This window comes from Streptomyces sp. HUAS 31, from assembly GCF_028198125.1.
GTDB classification, from domain to species: Bacteria; Actinomycetota; Actinomycetes; order Streptomycetales; family Streptomycetaceae; genus Streptomyces; species Streptomyces chartreusis.
On sequence record NZ_CP116353.1, the window covers coordinates 2,036,990 to 2,050,608 of the forward strand.

General features: G+C 71.3%; 13 protein-coding genes. 6 read left to right on the forward strand and 7 right to left on the reverse strand.

The features are described 5' to 3' along the window. Positions 1 to 79: 79 nt before the first annotated feature. The 3 genes from PGH47_RS08880 to PGH47_RS08890 all read right to left on the reverse strand — a co-directional run bounded on the left by PGH47_RS08880 (position 80) and on the right by PGH47_RS08890 (position 3,795). Positions 80 to 2,332 (reverse strand): molybdopterin oxidoreductase family protein, encoded by a 2,253-nt coding sequence (locus PGH47_RS08880; protein ID WP_271662958.1) that lies wholly within the window; start codon positions 2,330 to 2,332, stop codon positions 80 to 82. Positions 2,333 to 2,482: 150 nt separating this feature from the next. Next, positions 2,483 to 3,097: a TetR/AcrR family transcriptional regulator gene (locus PGH47_RS08885; protein ID WP_030951335.1), complete on the reverse strand. Its 615-nt coding sequence runs from the start codon at positions 3,095 to 3,097 to the stop codon at positions 2,483 to 2,485. Continuing rightward, a complete protein-coding gene (locus PGH47_RS08890) occupies positions 3,094 to 3,795 on the reverse strand; it encodes a hypothetical protein (RefSeq protein WP_271662959.1) in 702 nt (233 codons plus the stop codon). Before PGH47_RS08890 ends, PGH47_RS08885 begins: the two co-directional genes overlap by 4 nt. A gap of 160 nt (positions 3,796 to 3,955) precedes the next feature. Between PGH47_RS08890 and hmgA the strand changes: the two genes are divergently transcribed. From hmgA to PGH47_RS08905, 3 genes are read left to right on the forward strand one after another with little or no spacing between them, the layout of a single operon-like run. Beyond that, positions 3,956 to 5,308: a homogentisate 1,2-dioxygenase gene (gene hmgA / locus PGH47_RS08895; RefSeq protein WP_271662960.1), complete on the forward strand. Its 1,353-nt coding sequence runs from the start codon at positions 3,956 to 3,958 to the stop codon at positions 5,306 to 5,308. 27 nt (positions 5,309 to 5,335) lie between these two features. Then, positions 5,336 to 6,085 (forward strand): GntR family transcriptional regulator, encoded by a 750-nt coding sequence (locus PGH47_RS08900; protein ID WP_271662961.1) that lies wholly within the window; start codon positions 5,336 to 5,338, stop codon positions 6,083 to 6,085. A gap of 26 nt (positions 6,086 to 6,111) precedes the next feature. Further along, positions 6,112 to 7,254, forward strand: coding sequence for a type ISP restriction/modification enzyme (locus PGH47_RS08905; protein WP_271662962.1), 1,143 nt, complete (start codon positions 6,112 to 6,114; stop codon positions 7,252 to 7,254). A 75-nt stretch (positions 7,255 to 7,329) separates the two neighbouring features. Here the strand turns inward: PGH47_RS08905 and PGH47_RS08910 are convergent, their stop codons facing one another. Further along, positions 7,330 to 8,052, reverse strand: a complete 723-nt coding sequence (locus tag PGH47_RS08910; protein WP_271662963.1) for a TetR/AcrR family transcriptional regulator — start codon at positions 8,050 to 8,052, stop codon at positions 7,330 to 7,332. Between the two features lie 63 nt (positions 8,053 to 8,115). On the opposite strand from PGH47_RS08910, the gene PGH47_RS08915 reads away from it, so the two are divergent. Together PGH47_RS08915 and PGH47_RS08920 are read left to right on the forward strand one after the other, a co-directional pair. Beyond that, the gene (locus PGH47_RS08915; RefSeq protein WP_271662964.1) at positions 8,116 to 9,054 is read left to right on the forward strand and encodes an ATP-binding cassette domain-containing protein; all 939 of its coding nucleotides are present in this window, start codon (positions 8,116 to 8,118) and stop codon (positions 9,052 to 9,054) included. Then, complete coding sequence (locus tag PGH47_RS08920; RefSeq protein ID WP_271662965.1) at positions 9,051 to 9,833, forward strand: ABC transporter permease; 783 nt, start codon at positions 9,051 to 9,053, stop codon at positions 9,831 to 9,833. Before PGH47_RS08915 ends, PGH47_RS08920 begins: the two co-directional genes overlap by 4 nt. Positions 9,834 to 10,083: 250 nt before the next feature. On the opposite strand, the gene PGH47_RS08925 is transcribed toward PGH47_RS08920, so the two are convergent. The 3 genes from PGH47_RS08925 to PGH47_RS08935 all read right to left on the reverse strand — a co-directional run bounded on the left by PGH47_RS08925 (position 10,084) and on the right by PGH47_RS08935 (position 11,837). Beyond that, positions 10,084 to 10,353 (reverse strand): hypothetical protein, encoded by a 270-nt coding sequence (locus tag PGH47_RS08925; protein WP_125527867.1) that lies wholly within the window; start codon positions 10,351 to 10,353, stop codon positions 10,084 to 10,086. A gap of 126 nt (positions 10,354 to 10,479) precedes the next feature. Then, positions 10,480 to 11,298: an anti-sigma factor gene (locus PGH47_RS08930; RefSeq protein ID WP_271662966.1), complete on the reverse strand. Its 819-nt coding sequence runs from the start codon at positions 11,296 to 11,298 to the stop codon at positions 10,480 to 10,482. Then, positions 11,295 to 11,837 carry a sigma-70 family RNA polymerase sigma factor gene (locus PGH47_RS08935; RefSeq protein WP_093745449.1) on the reverse strand — a complete coding sequence of 181 codons (543 nt, stop codon included), beginning with the start codon at positions 11,835 to 11,837 and terminating at the stop codon, positions 11,295 to 11,297. Before PGH47_RS08935 ends, PGH47_RS08930 begins: the two co-directional genes overlap by 4 nt. 209 nt (positions 11,838 to 12,046) lie before the next feature. Here PGH47_RS08935 and PGH47_RS08940 point away from each other — a divergent pair, with 209 nt between their 5' ends. Beyond that, a complete protein-coding gene (locus tag PGH47_RS08940) occupies positions 12,047 to 13,582 on the forward strand; it encodes a DUF4331 domain-containing protein (RefSeq protein WP_271662967.1) in 1,536 nt (511 codons plus the stop codon). Positions 13,583 to 13,619: the final 37 nt, after the last annotated feature.

Consider the following 13,619-nt stretch of genomic DNA (forward strand, 5'->3'; position numbering starts at 1 on the left):
ACGTTAGGTCTCGCCATGCGGCGTTAACAAGACGTTGACATGCGAGCAATAAGCGCAAAACTCCAGGTCAGAGCTTTGCTCAGGTCAGAGCCGTGATCTTTTCGGACACCGGGGACACCTCGATGGGCACTCCGTTGAGCACTGCGTTGCCCGACAGCGGGTCGAGCAGGCTGCCGTCGAGGAGCTGGTTGACGTTGACTCCGGGGTCGGTGGCGGCGTGGCCGAGCCGGGTGCCGGGACGGTCGTGACCCCAGCCGTGCGGCAGGCTCACCACACCGGGCCGCACGGCGTCGGTGACCTCGGCGGGCGCGGTCACCTCTCCCCCGGCGCCCTTGAGGCGTACGGCCGCCCCGTCCCGTACGCCGAGCCGTTCGGCGTCCTGCGGATGGATGTGCAGGGTGCAGCGGTTGGAGCCGCCGGTGAGGGCGGGCACGTTGTGCATCCAGCTGTTGTTGGAGCGCAGATGGCGGCGGCCGATGAGAACGAGCCCCTCGGGGCGGTGCCGCAGGGCCTCCCGCAGCCGGGGCAGATCGCCGGCGATGGGCGCCGGCAGCAGCTCCACCTTGCCGCTGACGGTCTTCAGCGGCTGCGGCAGACGGGACTTCAGCGGCCCGAGGTCGATGCCGTGCGGATGCGCGAGCAGCTTCTCCAGGTTCAGCCCGTCGGGGCGTACGCCGAAGCCGTCGCCGTAGGGGCCGAGGCGCAGCATCATGTCGAGCCGTCGCTCGGGGCCGCTGACGCCGGTGAGCTGCGCGGCGAGTTCCTTCGGGTCGCGGCCGTGCACCGGTGAGTGCGGCTCCTCGACCGCCTTGCCGAGGGTCTGGTCGACGACCATCGCGTCCACGGCGGCGGGGTCGGCGCCGTGCATGCCCGTCGCGGCCAGGATCAGCCGGGCCAGGATCTCGGACTCGGCCATGCGGCCCGGTTCCAGCGGGACGGCCGCGGGGGTGTAGCGGACCTGGTTGCGCACGGCGAGGGTGTTGAAGGCGAAGTCGTGGTGCGGGCTCTGCGAGGGCGGGGGCGGCGGCAGCACGACATGGGCGTGCCGCGAGGTCTCGTTGAGGTACGGGTCGACGCTGACCATGAAGTCGAGCGAGCCGAGGGCCTTGTCGAGCCGGTCGCCGTCGGGGGCCGACAGGACCGGGTTGGACGCGACGGCGACGAGGGCCCGGATCGGCTCGCCCTCGGCGGTGGCGGTGTCGATCTCCTCGGCGAGCGCGGACAGCGGCAACTCGCCCTTGGCCTCGGGGTGCCGGCTGACCCGGGAGTGCCAGCGCCCGAGCGCGAAGCCGTGGCCGGGTCCTGCGGGGCGGGGCGTCTTGTCGGTGGCGGCCTGCGGGAAGAGGGCGCCACCGGGGCGGTCGAGGTTGCCGGTGAGGATGTTGAGGACGTCCACGAGCCAGCTGGCGAGGGTGCCGTGCGGGACGGTGCAGCTGCCGATGCGGCCGTAGACGGCGGCGGTCGGGGCGGCGGCGAGCTCGCGGGCCAGGGCACGGATCGTGCCCGCGTCCACGTCACAGGCGTCGGCGACGGACTCCGGGGCGAAGTCCCGTACCTCCGCGCGCAGTTCCTCGACTCCCTGGACGTGCGGCGCCAACTCCCCGAGGGCGACCAGGTCCTCCTCGAAGAGCACGTACGCCATCGCCGCCAGCAGCAGCGCGTCGGTGCCGGGGCGGATCGCGACATGCCGGTCGGCGAGCCTGGCGGTGCGGGTGCGGCGTGGGTCGATGACGGTGAGGGTGCCGCCGCGGGCCTTGAGCGCCTTGAGCTTGCCCGGGAAGTCGGGGGCGGTGCACAGGCTGCCGTTGGACTCCAGGGGGTTGGCGCCGATGAGCAGGAGATGGTCGGTGTGGTCGAGGTCCGGCACGGGGATCGCGAGGGCGTCGCCGTAGAGCAGCCCGCTGGAGACGTGCTTGGGCATCTGGTCGACCGTGGAGGCGGTGAAGACGCTTCGGGTGCGGAGTCCTGCCATCAGGATCGGCGGGTAGAGCGCGCCGGCCACGGTGTGCACGTTGGGGTTGCCGAGCACGACGCCCACGGAGTTGGGCCCGTACCGCTCGACGACCGGGCGCAGACCGGCGGCGACCGCGTCGAAGGCCTCCTCCCAGGTGGCCTCGCGCAGTTCGCCGTCCCGGCGCACCAGCGGGGTGCGCAGCCGGTCGGGGTCGCCGTCGACGGCGCCGAAGGAGGCGCCCTTCGGGCAGATGAACCCCCGGCTGAACACGTCGTCACGGTCGCCGCGGGCGCCGGTGACGGCGGTTCCCTCGATCGTGAGCGTGAGGCCGCAGGTGGCCTCGCACAGGGGGCAGATACGCAGTGCGGTGCGGGACACGGGGTCCTCCCGGATGGCGGCGGCAGTGGCGCGGGCACTCGAGCTGAGCATACCGACCGGTATGCATGGAGGGGAGCCCTCTCCGGGGGTGAGGTCGGAAATTCGCGAGAGGCCGGTCCCGCGCCGCGCGGGACCGGCCGCGGCGGGCGGTCAGTCCAGCACGCGCGCCAGATACGCCCGCAGCAGCTCCCGGGCCTCCTCCAGGATCCGGTCGTCGCCCTCAGGAGCCACCCGGAAGGCCAGGTGGACCAGCGTGTCGGCCGTTTCGACGGAGACCAGGAAGGTCCGGCGCAGATCCTCGTCCGGTTCGCGGTCGAGGTAGCCGGACAGCAGCTCGGTGAGGCGGTCGGCGACGCGGTGGTTGGGTTCGCCGCGGGTGCCGACGGGGATCTGGTTGCCGAAGTCGACCAGGGAGAAGCCGGGCGCGGTGCGTTTCATGGCGATGTACTCGTCGAGCACCGCGTCCATCGCCACCCGCCAGCCTCCCCCGCCGGCCCCCTCCAGGCGCTCGGTGACCCGGGCGGTGTAGCGCTCGAGGTTGCGCTGGGCGAGGGCGTCGGCCATCTGGCGTTTGTTGCCGAAGAACCGGTAGACCGAGCCGATCGGGACGCCGGCCCGCTGGGCGACGGCCCGGGTGCTCAGGTCGTCGTAGCCGACCTCGTCGAGGAGGTCGGCGCAGGCGTCGAGGATCCTGGTGAGCCGTTCTGCGCTGCGCCGCTGCACGGGCGCCCGGCGAAGCGTTGCTGGATGGGGCACGGTCTTCATGATGCCTTTCCGGCTCGGTCCGGTGAACCCTGCCCCCCGGTACGGAGGCGGGTACCCGGCGCACTCAGTGCTGCGCTCGGTACAGGGGCGGATCCCGTCGGTGCCGGCACCTCGGTCGTCTCCGCCGCCCTCCCGGTCGCCGTCCTCGTCTCCGTATGCGTCTTCATCCCCGTTCCCGCTCCGGTCTCCGCTTCCGAGGCCGTGACGTCGGCCGTGCTCTGCACAGGGTCGCCGTCCACGGCCCACACCGTGCCGTCGTCGGCGTACAGCCGGACCGTGACCTGGTGCGTGCCGCGCGGGACGAGGTCCGCCGGGAGGCGGTGGTCGAGGGCGCGGAGCCGGGCGACGAGGCGGCCGTCCACGAACAGGTACGCGAGCCCGCGCCCGGCCACCGCCCGGGCCTCGGCGCCCGCGGGCGAGAAACGGAAGGCGTGGAGGGTCAGCCGTACGTCCCAGCCGCTCTTGTCGCCGTCCGGGTCCGGCTGGACCTCTATGGCGACCTCGGGCGCTTCGTCCTTGTCGACCTCCCGGTAGTGCCGCCCGTCGTCGTCGGTGTCGTCGAGAACCTTGCCCACCGGGGAGGGCGATACGCCGCCGTCACCCGGGTCCCGGGCCTCGCCGGAGCCACAGGCGGCGGATCCGGTCAGCAGCAGGACACAGACCGCCGACGCGGCGAGCAGGGTCCGGGTCCATGGCATGCCCGGAGACTAGAACACCGGTCCGACAGCCGAATCCCCCTTGAGTCGGGCCGGCGTCCGTTTCCGGTCGTACCCGCAGAGGAGGACCGGCCGATCTCTTGCGCCGGAGAAATCGCAATCCTACGGTGAAGCATAGGAATCAGATCACTAGGGAGCGATCATGAGCGATGGGGGCACCTCCCGCGCGGACGTGTTCGGGCGTGAGGCAGCGCGGAAGACCGCGGAGGGGCTGACCTACCTCTCCGGCTTCGGCAACGAGCACAGCTCGGAGGCGGTGCCCGGCGCCCTCCCCGAGGGCCGGAACTCACCCCAGCGCGCCCCGCTGGGCCTGTACGCGGAACAGCTGAGCGGTTCGGCGTTCACCGAGCCGAGGGCGCACAACCGCCGCTCGTGGCTGTACCGCATCCACCCGTCGGCCGCCCACCCGGCGTTCACCCGCACGGACAACGGCGCGATCCGTACGGCGCCCTTCACGGAGTCGGTGCCGGACCCGAACCGGCTGCGCTGGAACCCGCTGCCCGAGCCCGCGCCCGGCACCGACTTCCTGGCCGGCCTGTGGACCCTGGGCGGCAACGGCGACGCGGCCCAGCGCACCGGCATGGCCGTGCACCTGTATCACGCCAACTCCTCCATGGACCGCGTCTTCAGCGACGCCGACGGCGAGCTGCTGATCGTCCCGGAGCGCGGCGGGCTGCTGCTGCGCACGGAGTTCGGGCTGCTGCATGTGGAGCCGGGACATGTAGCGCTGATTCCACGTGGGGTGCGCTTCCGTGTGGAGCTGCTGGACGCGTCGGCCCGGGGTTATGTGTGCGAGAACTATGGGGCGCCCTTCCACCTCCCCGACCTCGGCCCGATCGGCGCCAACGGCCTCGCCAACGCCCGTGACTTCAAGGCGCCGGTGGCCGCGTACGAGGAGGTCGAGGGCCCGGTGGAGGTGGTGAACAAGTTCTGCGGCAACCTCTGGACGGCCATGTACGACCACACACCCCTCGATGTGGTCGCCTGGCACGGCAACCATGTGCCGTACATCTACGATCTGCGCCGTTTCAATGTGATCGGCACCATCTCCTACGACCACCCCGACCCGTCGATCTTCACGGTGCTGACGTCCCCTTCGGACACCCCGGGTCTCGCCGGCGTCGACTTCGTGGTGTTCGCGCCGCGCTGGCTGGTCGGCGAGGACACCTTCCGGCCGCCGTACTTCCACCGGAACGTGATGAGCGAGTACATGGGCCTCGTCGAGGGCGCCTACGACGCGAAGGCGGAGGGCTTCGTGCCCGGTGGCGGTTCGCTGCACAACATGATGTCGGCGCACGGCCCGGACCGGGAGACGTTCGACAAGGCCAGCGCGGCCGAGCTGAAGCCGCAGAAGATCGACGACGGTCTTGCGTTCATGTTCGAGACCCGCTGGCCGGTGACGCTGACCCCGCAGGCGGCGGGCGCCGACCACCTGCAACAGCGCTATGACGACGTCTGGCTCGGCATGGAGCGTCACTTCCGCCCCTTGCAGTAGAGATCCCCTACCGGTACGGATGGCCCAGTGACCTCCTTCGCCCCGGACTCGATCGTCCTGAACCGCAAGCTGCCGCTCTGGTACCAGGTGTCGCAGTCGCTGCGCGCCTCGATACTGGGCCGCCGACCGCAGGACCCGCTGCGGCTGCCCACCGAGGAGCAGTTGGCCGAGCACTACGGCGTGAGCGTGCTGACCATGCGGCAGGCGCTGAAGGAGCTGGAGGACGAGGGCCTGATCACGCGCCATCGCAGGCGTGGCACGTTCATCGAGCCGGACGCCCGCCGGGGCGCCCCCGTGCGGCTGCTCGGCTCGGTGGACGCGATCGTGGCCCAGCAGTCCGGCATGGCGACCGAACTGCTGGACCACGGCAGGGCGCAGGTGCCTGCCGAACTCGCCGAGTACTTCCCGGACGTCGACGAGGTGGCGACGTACCACCGCCTGCGCAGCGACGAGAAGACGGGCGAGCCGACCAACCACGCCCGCAACTACGTCCGCCCCGAACTGGCGGCGCGCATCGACCTGGACGACCTCGTCCGCTGGCCGATGACGAAGGTGCTGCGGGACGTCGTCGGGGCGGACATCAGCCGCATCACGGACACCGTGGAGGCGCGCCTGGCGGATCCGGAGACGGCGAAGCTGCTCCAAGTGCCCCTGCTGAGCCCGATCCTGCACTACACGGGCGTGACGTACGACGCGGCCGGGTGCGTGCTGGACGCGGTGGTCATCCACTACCGGGGCGACCGCTTCTCCTTCACGGTGACCCTGGACGCCAACTGACCACCGTGTCGGACCCAGGCCGTACGATGCCCAGCGTGACGCACGACGACGCTCCGCCGCTGGCGGACCTCATGCCGTGGTCCGTCGCACCGCCGCGGCTCGGCCGGGGGTGGCCGGCGGGTCCCGACCCGGCGACCCTGAAGGCCCGCTGGGACGCCTTCGTCAAGGCCGAGGGCCCGGACCGGGAGGCCCTGCTGGAGCCGACCCGCTCCCGCACCCTGCACTCCGCGGTCGGCCGGCTGCCCGGCGGTTCCGCCGGTACGGAGAAGCTGGTCCGCGCCTCGGGCCCCTGCCCGGAGCCGGTGCGCGTCCTGCACGCCCCCTTCGACGAGCAGTGGCTGATCCCCGACCACCGTCTGATCGACGCGGCCCGCCCGGAGTTGTGGCGGGTGATCGACGAGCACCAGGTCTTCGTCCTGGAGACGCCGGAGTCCGGCCTGCTGGCGACCTCCGTGCTCCCGCTGGTCCGCCCGGGACGCGTCCGCCCGCTGTACCGCCGCCCGGGCGGCACGGAACCCAACCTGGCACCCGGCCTCGTGGAGCACCTCCGGGACCGGCTGGACGAGCCGGTCGAGCCGCTGGACCTCCTCGCCTGGACCCTGGCGGCCGTACGCCCCGACCTCACCGTCCCCCTCACCGCCGACCCGGAACTCTGGGCACGCGGCGTGGAGTCGGGCCGCCGCGCCCTGTGGCTGATGCGGCGCAACGGCGACCGCCCGAAGCTGCCCGGCGGCCGCCGCCCGTACGTCCGCGCACCGCTCCCCTCCCGCCCGCTGACACTGGACTACGACCGCGACGAGGAGGCCCTGCTGCTGGACGAGGGCCGCATCTCACCGGTCCCGCCGCAGGCCTGGGACTACGAGGTGGCGGGCGTGAGGGTCCTGGAGCAGTGGTTCACCACCCGCGTCGAGGAGCCCGAGCCGGGCGCCCTGGCGGCGATCCGCCCGCCGACCTGGCCACAGGCGTGGACGTCGGAACTGCTGGAACTGATCACGGTCCTGGCCCTGCTGGCGGAACTGCAGCCGCTCGACGAGGAGTTGACGGCCCCGATCACCGCGACCGACCTCCGCGGGGCCGGGGTCCTGCCGGTGCCGGACGCGACCCGCAGGCCGGCATCGGTGCTGGAAAGCCACGAGGAGGGCCCAGAGGGCCAACTGGTGCTGATCTGACCCGACCCGGGCCAAGCGCCCCAAAGGGGCGCGGGGAACTGCGCGACCGACCACGACGGCGCCGCACCCGAACGACTACACATCGCGGCACCCGGGGTCGAAAGCATCCAGCACCCGCTCCAGCGCCCGCCGGAACACGCCCTCCAGATCGATCGGTCCGCTGTCCGCCATGAACGCCGCGGCAAGGAGCGGATACTTGCCGGTGGCCACCTGGCCGCCGAGATACGCGATGCGGACCGCGTTCTCCTCCTCCTCGGACCACGGCATGGACCGGGTGCGCTCGGCGGTGGCGATCTCGTTCGCGGTGTACGTCGTCACGACCCCGTTGAGCAGCGCGACCAGCTCCATCTTCACGCTGTAGGGAACGTCGAGCGGTTCGAGGCAGGCCAGGCAGTGCTCCAGATAGCGCAGGGTGTTGGGGCTGAAGCCGTACACCCCTGACATCAGCCGCGGCACCCAGGTGTGGCGGTGCATGATGTCGCGGGTCTCCTGCGCGTTGCGGATCATGTCGGCACGCCAGTCGCCCGAGGGCTCCCGGATCTCGTGCTCGGCACCCACCGCGTCGATCATCAGCTCGTGCAGGTCCTCCTTACGGGGGACGTAGTTGTACAGCGACATCGTCCCGCAGCCCAGTTCGGCCGCGACGTGCCGCATGGACACGGCGTCCAGCCCGCGGGCGTCCGCGATGCGCACCGCCGCGGCCGCGATGTCCGCACGCGTGAACGCGGGCCTGGGACCTCGCCCGGTCCGCTCGGGACGCGCCCAGATCACGCCGGGCTCGGCCGCCTTGCCTGCCATCGATCATCACCTCGACCACCATCCTAGTTACGTACACCGTACGTAGTGCGCTATGGTCGACCCATGACTTCTACGTACGCTGTACTTAGTGAAGGTCTGGAGAAGCGATTCGGCGAGGTCCACGCCCTGCGCGGACTCGATCTGGCCGTCGCGCAGGGCACCGTCTGCGGCCTCCTCGGCCCGAACGGCGCGGGCAAGACGACGGCCGTACGCCTGCTCACCACGCTCCTGCGGCCGGACGCCGGTTCGGCCCGGGTCGCGGGGCACGACCTGCTCAGGGACCCGGCGGCGGTCCGCCGCAGCATCGGCGTCACCGGCCAGTACGCCTCGGTCGACGGCGACCTCACCGGCCGCGAGAACCTCCGGCTGTTCGCCCGGCTGCACCGGGTGCGCGGGCCGGCCGACCGGGCCGCCGAACTGCTGGACCGCTTCGGTCTGACCGAGGCGGCCGACCGGCAGGCGTCCACGTACTCGGGCGGGATGCGCCGCCGCCTCGACCTCGCGGCGAGCCTGGTGCGCCGCCCCGACGTGCTCTTCCTCGACGAGCCCACGACCGGCCTCGACCCCGCGAGCCGCAACCGGATCTGGGACGCCGTCCGGGAGCTGACCGCCGACGGCACGACGGTGCTGCTGACCACGCAGTACCTGGAGGAGGCCGACCAACTGGCCGACGACATCGCACTGGTGGACCGGGGCCGGGTCGCGCACCAGGGCTCGCCCGCCCAGTTCAAGGCGACCATCGGCGCGCATGTGGAGGTCGTCGTCGCCGACGCCGACGTCCTGGTCAAGGCGGCTGCCGTGCTCGATCAACTGACCGGTTCGGAGCCGTCGTTCGACCACGACCGACGCTCCGTCGGAGCGATCACCCGGGACGCCACACTCACCCTGCCCCGGCTGGTCCGCGAACTCGACGCGGCGGGGGTGCCGTTGCTGGACGCGAGCATCCAGCCGCCGACGCTCGACGACGTCTTCCTGCGACTCACCGAGGAGAGTGCCGCATGAGCACCCTTGCGTACGACGGCGGCGCGATGCTGGGCCGGCAGCTGCGGCGGATCCGCAACAACCCCGGGCTGCTGATCCTGACCCAGACGATGCCGATCACCATGCTGCTGTTCTTCGGCTACGTCTTCGGCAGCGCGCTGGCGATGCCGGGCGAGGAGTACCGGTCCTTCCTGGTGCCGGGCCTGCTGGTGGCGACCGCGGCGAACGGGATCATGACCGGGATGTTCCAGGCCGCCCAGGACACCCATCGCGGAGTGATGGACCGGCTGCGGACGCTGCCGATGAGCCGGGCCGCCGTACCGCTCGGGCAGGCGGCCGCCGATCTGGTCGTGACGGCCGCCGGGACGGTGCCGTTCCTGCTGGTCGGGCTCGCGGTGGGCTGGCGGATCGAGGGGACCGCGGCGGAGGCGGCGGGCGCCGTGGCGCTGCTGCTGCTGTTCCGGTTCGCGACGACGTGGATCGGGATCTACCTGGGGCTGCTCACCCGGAGCGAGGAGGCCGCAGGCCAGTTGGGCGGGGCGACGTTCGTCCTGCCGCTGCTGTCCAACGCCTACATTCCGACGGACGGTCTGCCGGGCTGGCTGCGCACCATCGCCGAGTGGAACCCGATCAGCGCGGTCACCACCGCACTGCGGGACCTGTTCGGCAACGCGCCCGTGCCGCAGGACGCCGCCTGGCCGGTCGCACACCCTGTCGCCGGGTCACTGATGTGGTGTGCGGTACTGATCGCGGTGTTCGCGCCGCTCGCCGTGCGGCGGTACGGGCGCGGCGAGAGCTGACACCCCGGGTGGGGAGGACCGGGGTTCACAAGGGCCGTCTCGTCAACGTCCGTGCGCGACCGGGGCGTTGCGCACAGGACGTGGGCCGGTGAACGAGGCGGGGTGGACTTGGGGGACGTGCCCGCGCTCGGGTAGCACTCCGGGGCACCGCTGCTTGCCGTGGGGATGACGGCGGCGACAGCGCGGTGCCGGGACGGAGCCTGCGACCGGGCGCGGGCCTCGTGAGTCGCGCGAGGAACGCCGGTGTGGCTCAGCGCCCGCCGAAGAGCGAGCGCCGGAGCCGACGCAGCGGGGCGAAGAGCGAGACCCGACTGACGCGCGCACCACGGTCGCTGCGCTCGTGCGTCTTGTCACGCGTCGTCAGCTCAAGCATCAGCGAAGTGGCCTCGGCCGCCTCCCGCTGGGGCACGGCGGGGCCCGCCAGCACCGAGAGATGGCGGTCGAGACGCGAGCTGGTCGCGCTGCTCCCGCAGGTGATCGCAGGGACCCTGGCCCTGCTGCGCACTGTTATCTGATCCATGTCACTCCCCACCCGTACGAGTCCACCCGGCCCGGGCAGGTTAACCCTATCGTCCCGGTGAGGCACTCGTGTATCGCGGTCACAGGATTCACCTTCCCCGTAAGGGTGTTGACGATTCGTTCCCGGTTACTCTCCGAATCCGACCGATTTCAGGGCGAGTTGGACAACGGGCTGGCTGGTGGGTTGCGGTGATCCCCCGTCGGGCTCGACCGTCACAGCCAGTGACGTCGCCGACTTGTCGAGACCGGACGCGACCAAGGGCGTGTCGCCGTCGAAAAGCCCCAGGGAGCGTGGTTGCACATCGGGGCGCATGAGCCAGAGCTGGTGCACCCGGCCGCTCGGCAGATCGCCGTATCCGCTCAGAGTGACGACGGCGCGCCCCTCGGATGCGGAAGCCAGCACTCCGATCGTCCGGCCCTCGGCGTCCTCGCCGGCGGCCGCCCGGGCGTCGGGAGCGCCCAGAACGTTAGCGATCTCACTCGCCCGCGCCTGCTGTGCGTCCAGCTGATCCTGCGTGCGGTTCGCCTGGACGGCGAAGAGGGAGGCGACGACGAGCGCCGCGGCGGCGGTGGCCGTGGCGAACGGCACGAACAAGGGACGCGTCCTGGGCGCACGGGAGCGCGGAGGCGGCTGGGTGCCCCACACGTGCGGCGGCAACTGAGGCGCCCGCGCCTGCGCCGACTCCCGCCCGACATGCTCCTGCGGAGTCGCGCGTACGGCGGCCAGGACCCGGTCGCGCATCGCGGCCGGCGGCGCGGCGGCCGTGGACCAGGCGAGGCGGGCGGCGTCCTCGGACAGTGCGCGCACCTCGGCGGGACAGCTGTCGCAGGTCCTCAGGTGCTTCTCGAAGCGGAGCCGCTCGCCGGGCTCCAGCGCGTCGAGGGCGTAGGGCGCGGCGAGGGAGTGCAGGTCCTCGCGGCGCAGCAGGCGGTCGACGAAGCTCACGCGACTCCTCCCAGGCACTTGCGCAGCTGGGTGAGTCCGTCGCGCATCCGGGTCTTGACCGTGCCGAGCGGCAGGGACAGCCGCTCGGCCACTTCACGGTATGTGTAGCCGTCGTAATAGGCGAGGGTGACCGACTGACGCTGGAGGGCGGTCAGGCGCTCCAGGCAGCGGCGCACCCACTCGCGTTCGAGACCGGCCTCGACCTCCTCGGCCACATGGTCGAAGGCGGGGTGGTTCGCGCGCAGGGCCTCGCGCTGCTCGCGCTCACCTGCCGCGCGGGCGCTGCGCACCCGGTCGACGGCGCGGCGGTGGGCGAGGGTGAGGACCCAGGACAGGGCGCTGCCCCGGCCCGGGTCGAACTTCGCCGCGGACCGCCACAGTTCGAGCAGTACCTCCTGCGCCACCTCCTCGGACTGGGCGGGGTCGCGCACCACACGCCGCACGAGCCCGAACACCGGGCCGGAGACCAGGCCGTACAGCTCCTCGAAGGCCTTCTGGTCACCGCCCGCCACGAGCACCAGCAGCTCGTCCGCCTCCAACTCGTCTCCCCCTCCAGCCAGACCGCATCTCGGCCGCCTTGTCCCACGAGGTATTCGCAACGAACACACCTCCGGATGGGGTTACGGATCAACGGACCGAAAAAGCGGGTCGGGCGGCCGAAAAAATTGTTTTCGAGATCGACCAATCCGGCCCGCCCCCCGCTCCGAATCCCGGTGCGTCAGGCAAGTTGGGACTGAGGACGGACGGCATGACACCTAATTCCAGGAGCGGTGCGGGACGCAAGGGCCTCGCGACCCTCGTATGTGGTGCGCTGGCCGCCGGGGGGCTCGCAGCCGCCGGCGTCGCCGCGCTGGAACCGGGGGCGGCCTCCGCCTCCAGCCACCGGGAGGCCCCGCTCATCTCGGGGACCCCGCAGTACGACAACACGGACGTGTACGCGTTCGTCAGCCCGGACAAGCCGGACACGACGACGATCGTCGCGAACTGGATCCCGTTCGAGGAACCGGCCGGCGGACCGAACTTCTTCCCCTTCGCGGAGGACGCGCAGTACGACCTCCACATCGACAACAACGGTGACGCGCAGGGCGAACTGCTGTACCGGTTCACGTTCGACACGCACGTCAAGAACAAGAAGACGTTCCTGTACAACACGGGTGCGGTCGAGTCCCTGGACGACCCGGACCTCAACGTCACGCAGACGTACGACATCGAGCTGATCAAGCTCAGGAACCAGAAGCTGGTCTCGAAGACGAAGATCGCCAACGACGTTCCGGTGGCGCCCTCGAACGTCGGCAAGGCGTCGATGCCGGACTACGCCAAGCTGCGCGAGCAGGCCGTGCACGAGCTGCACGGCGGCACGACGACGTTCGCCGGTCAGGCCGACGACCCGTTCTTCCTGGACCTGCGCGTCTTCGACCTGCTGTACGGCGGGAACCTCTCCGAGGTCGGCAACGACACGCTCAAGGGCTACAACGTCAACTCCATAGCCCTCCAGGTCCCGACCCACATGATCGCCGAGTCGGCGGACCAGCCGATCGTCGGCATCTGGTCGACGACGCAGCGGCAGAACGCCAAGGGCTACTACGAGCAGGTCTCGCGCCTGGGCAGCCCGCTGGTGAACGAGGTCGTCAACCCGATCAAGGACAAGGACAAGTTCAACGCGTCCGCGCCCTGGGACGACGCCCAGTTCCTGAAGAACGTCACCAACCCCGAGCTGCCGAAGCTCATCGAGGGGATCTACAAGATCCCGGCGCCCAAGGAGCCGCGCAACGACCTGGTCGACGTCTTCCTCAAGGGCGTCAAGGGCCTCAACCAGCCGCCGCACGTGCGCCCGGCCGAGGAACTGCGCCTGAACACGTCGATCAAGCCGACGGACAAGCCCAAGCGACTCGGTGTCCTCGACGGCGACAACGCGGGCTTCCCGAACGGCCGCCGGCTCAGCGACGACGTCATCGACGCCTCTCTCCAGGTCGTCGAGGGTGAGCTGCTGGGCGCCAAGAACGACCTGGGCGACGCGGTCGACAAGAACGACAAGGACTTCGAGAAGGCCTTCCCGTACGTCGCCCTGCCGACCGAGGGTTCGCGCGGCCCGCTCGCCAAGGGCACTGACGGCGGCACGGACGTCCGCAGCCAGCTCGGCGACGCCCTCCAGCCGGCCGGCGCCTCCGGCGGCACCGACAACATGGCCCTGATCGCCGGCTCCGCCGGTGCCGGCGCCCTGGGCATCCTCCTCATCGGCGGGGCCCTGATGTGGTGGCGCCGGATGCGGGACCGGGCGTACTAGACGCTCCGCGGGGTGCGGGGAACTGCCGTTGGCCGTG

What these genes read in the sequence shown, in the direction of transcription:
- PGH47_RS08925 (WP_125527867.1), bottom strand. Translation starts at nt 10,353, where the DNA reads ATGGATCAGATAACAGTGCGCAGCAGGGCCAGGGTCCCTGCGATCACC.
- PGH47_RS08905 (WP_271662962.1), top strand. Translation starts at nt 6,112, where the DNA reads ATGCCCAGCGTGACGCACGACGACGCTCCGCCGCTGGCGGACCTCATG.
- PGH47_RS08940 (WP_271662967.1), top strand. Translation starts at nt 12,047, where the DNA reads ATGACACCTAATTCCAGGAGCGGTGCGGGACGCAAGGGCCTCGCGACC.
- PGH47_RS08920 (WP_271662965.1), top strand. Translation starts at nt 9,051, where the DNA reads ATGAGCACCCTTGCGTACGACGGCGGCGCGATGCTGGGCCGGCAGCTG.
- PGH47_RS08915 (WP_271662964.1), top strand. Translation starts at nt 8,116, where the DNA reads ATGACTTCTACGTACGCTGTACTTAGTGAAGGTCTGGAGAAGCGATTC.
- hmgA (WP_271662960.1), top strand. Translation starts at nt 3,956, where the DNA reads ATGAGCGATGGGGGCACCTCCCGCGCGGACGTGTTCGGGCGTGAGGCA.
- PGH47_RS08885 (WP_030951335.1), bottom strand. Translation starts at nt 3,097, where the DNA reads ATGAAGACCGTGCCCCATCCAGCAACGCTTCGCCGGGCGCCCGTGCAG.
- PGH47_RS08910 (WP_271662963.1), bottom strand. Translation starts at nt 8,052, where the DNA reads ATGGCAGGCAAGGCGGCCGAGCCCGGCGTGATCTGGGCGCGTCCCGAG.
- PGH47_RS08890 (WP_271662959.1), bottom strand. Translation starts at nt 3,795, where the DNA reads ATGCCATGGACCCGGACCCTGCTCGCCGCGTCGGCGGTCTGTGTCCTG.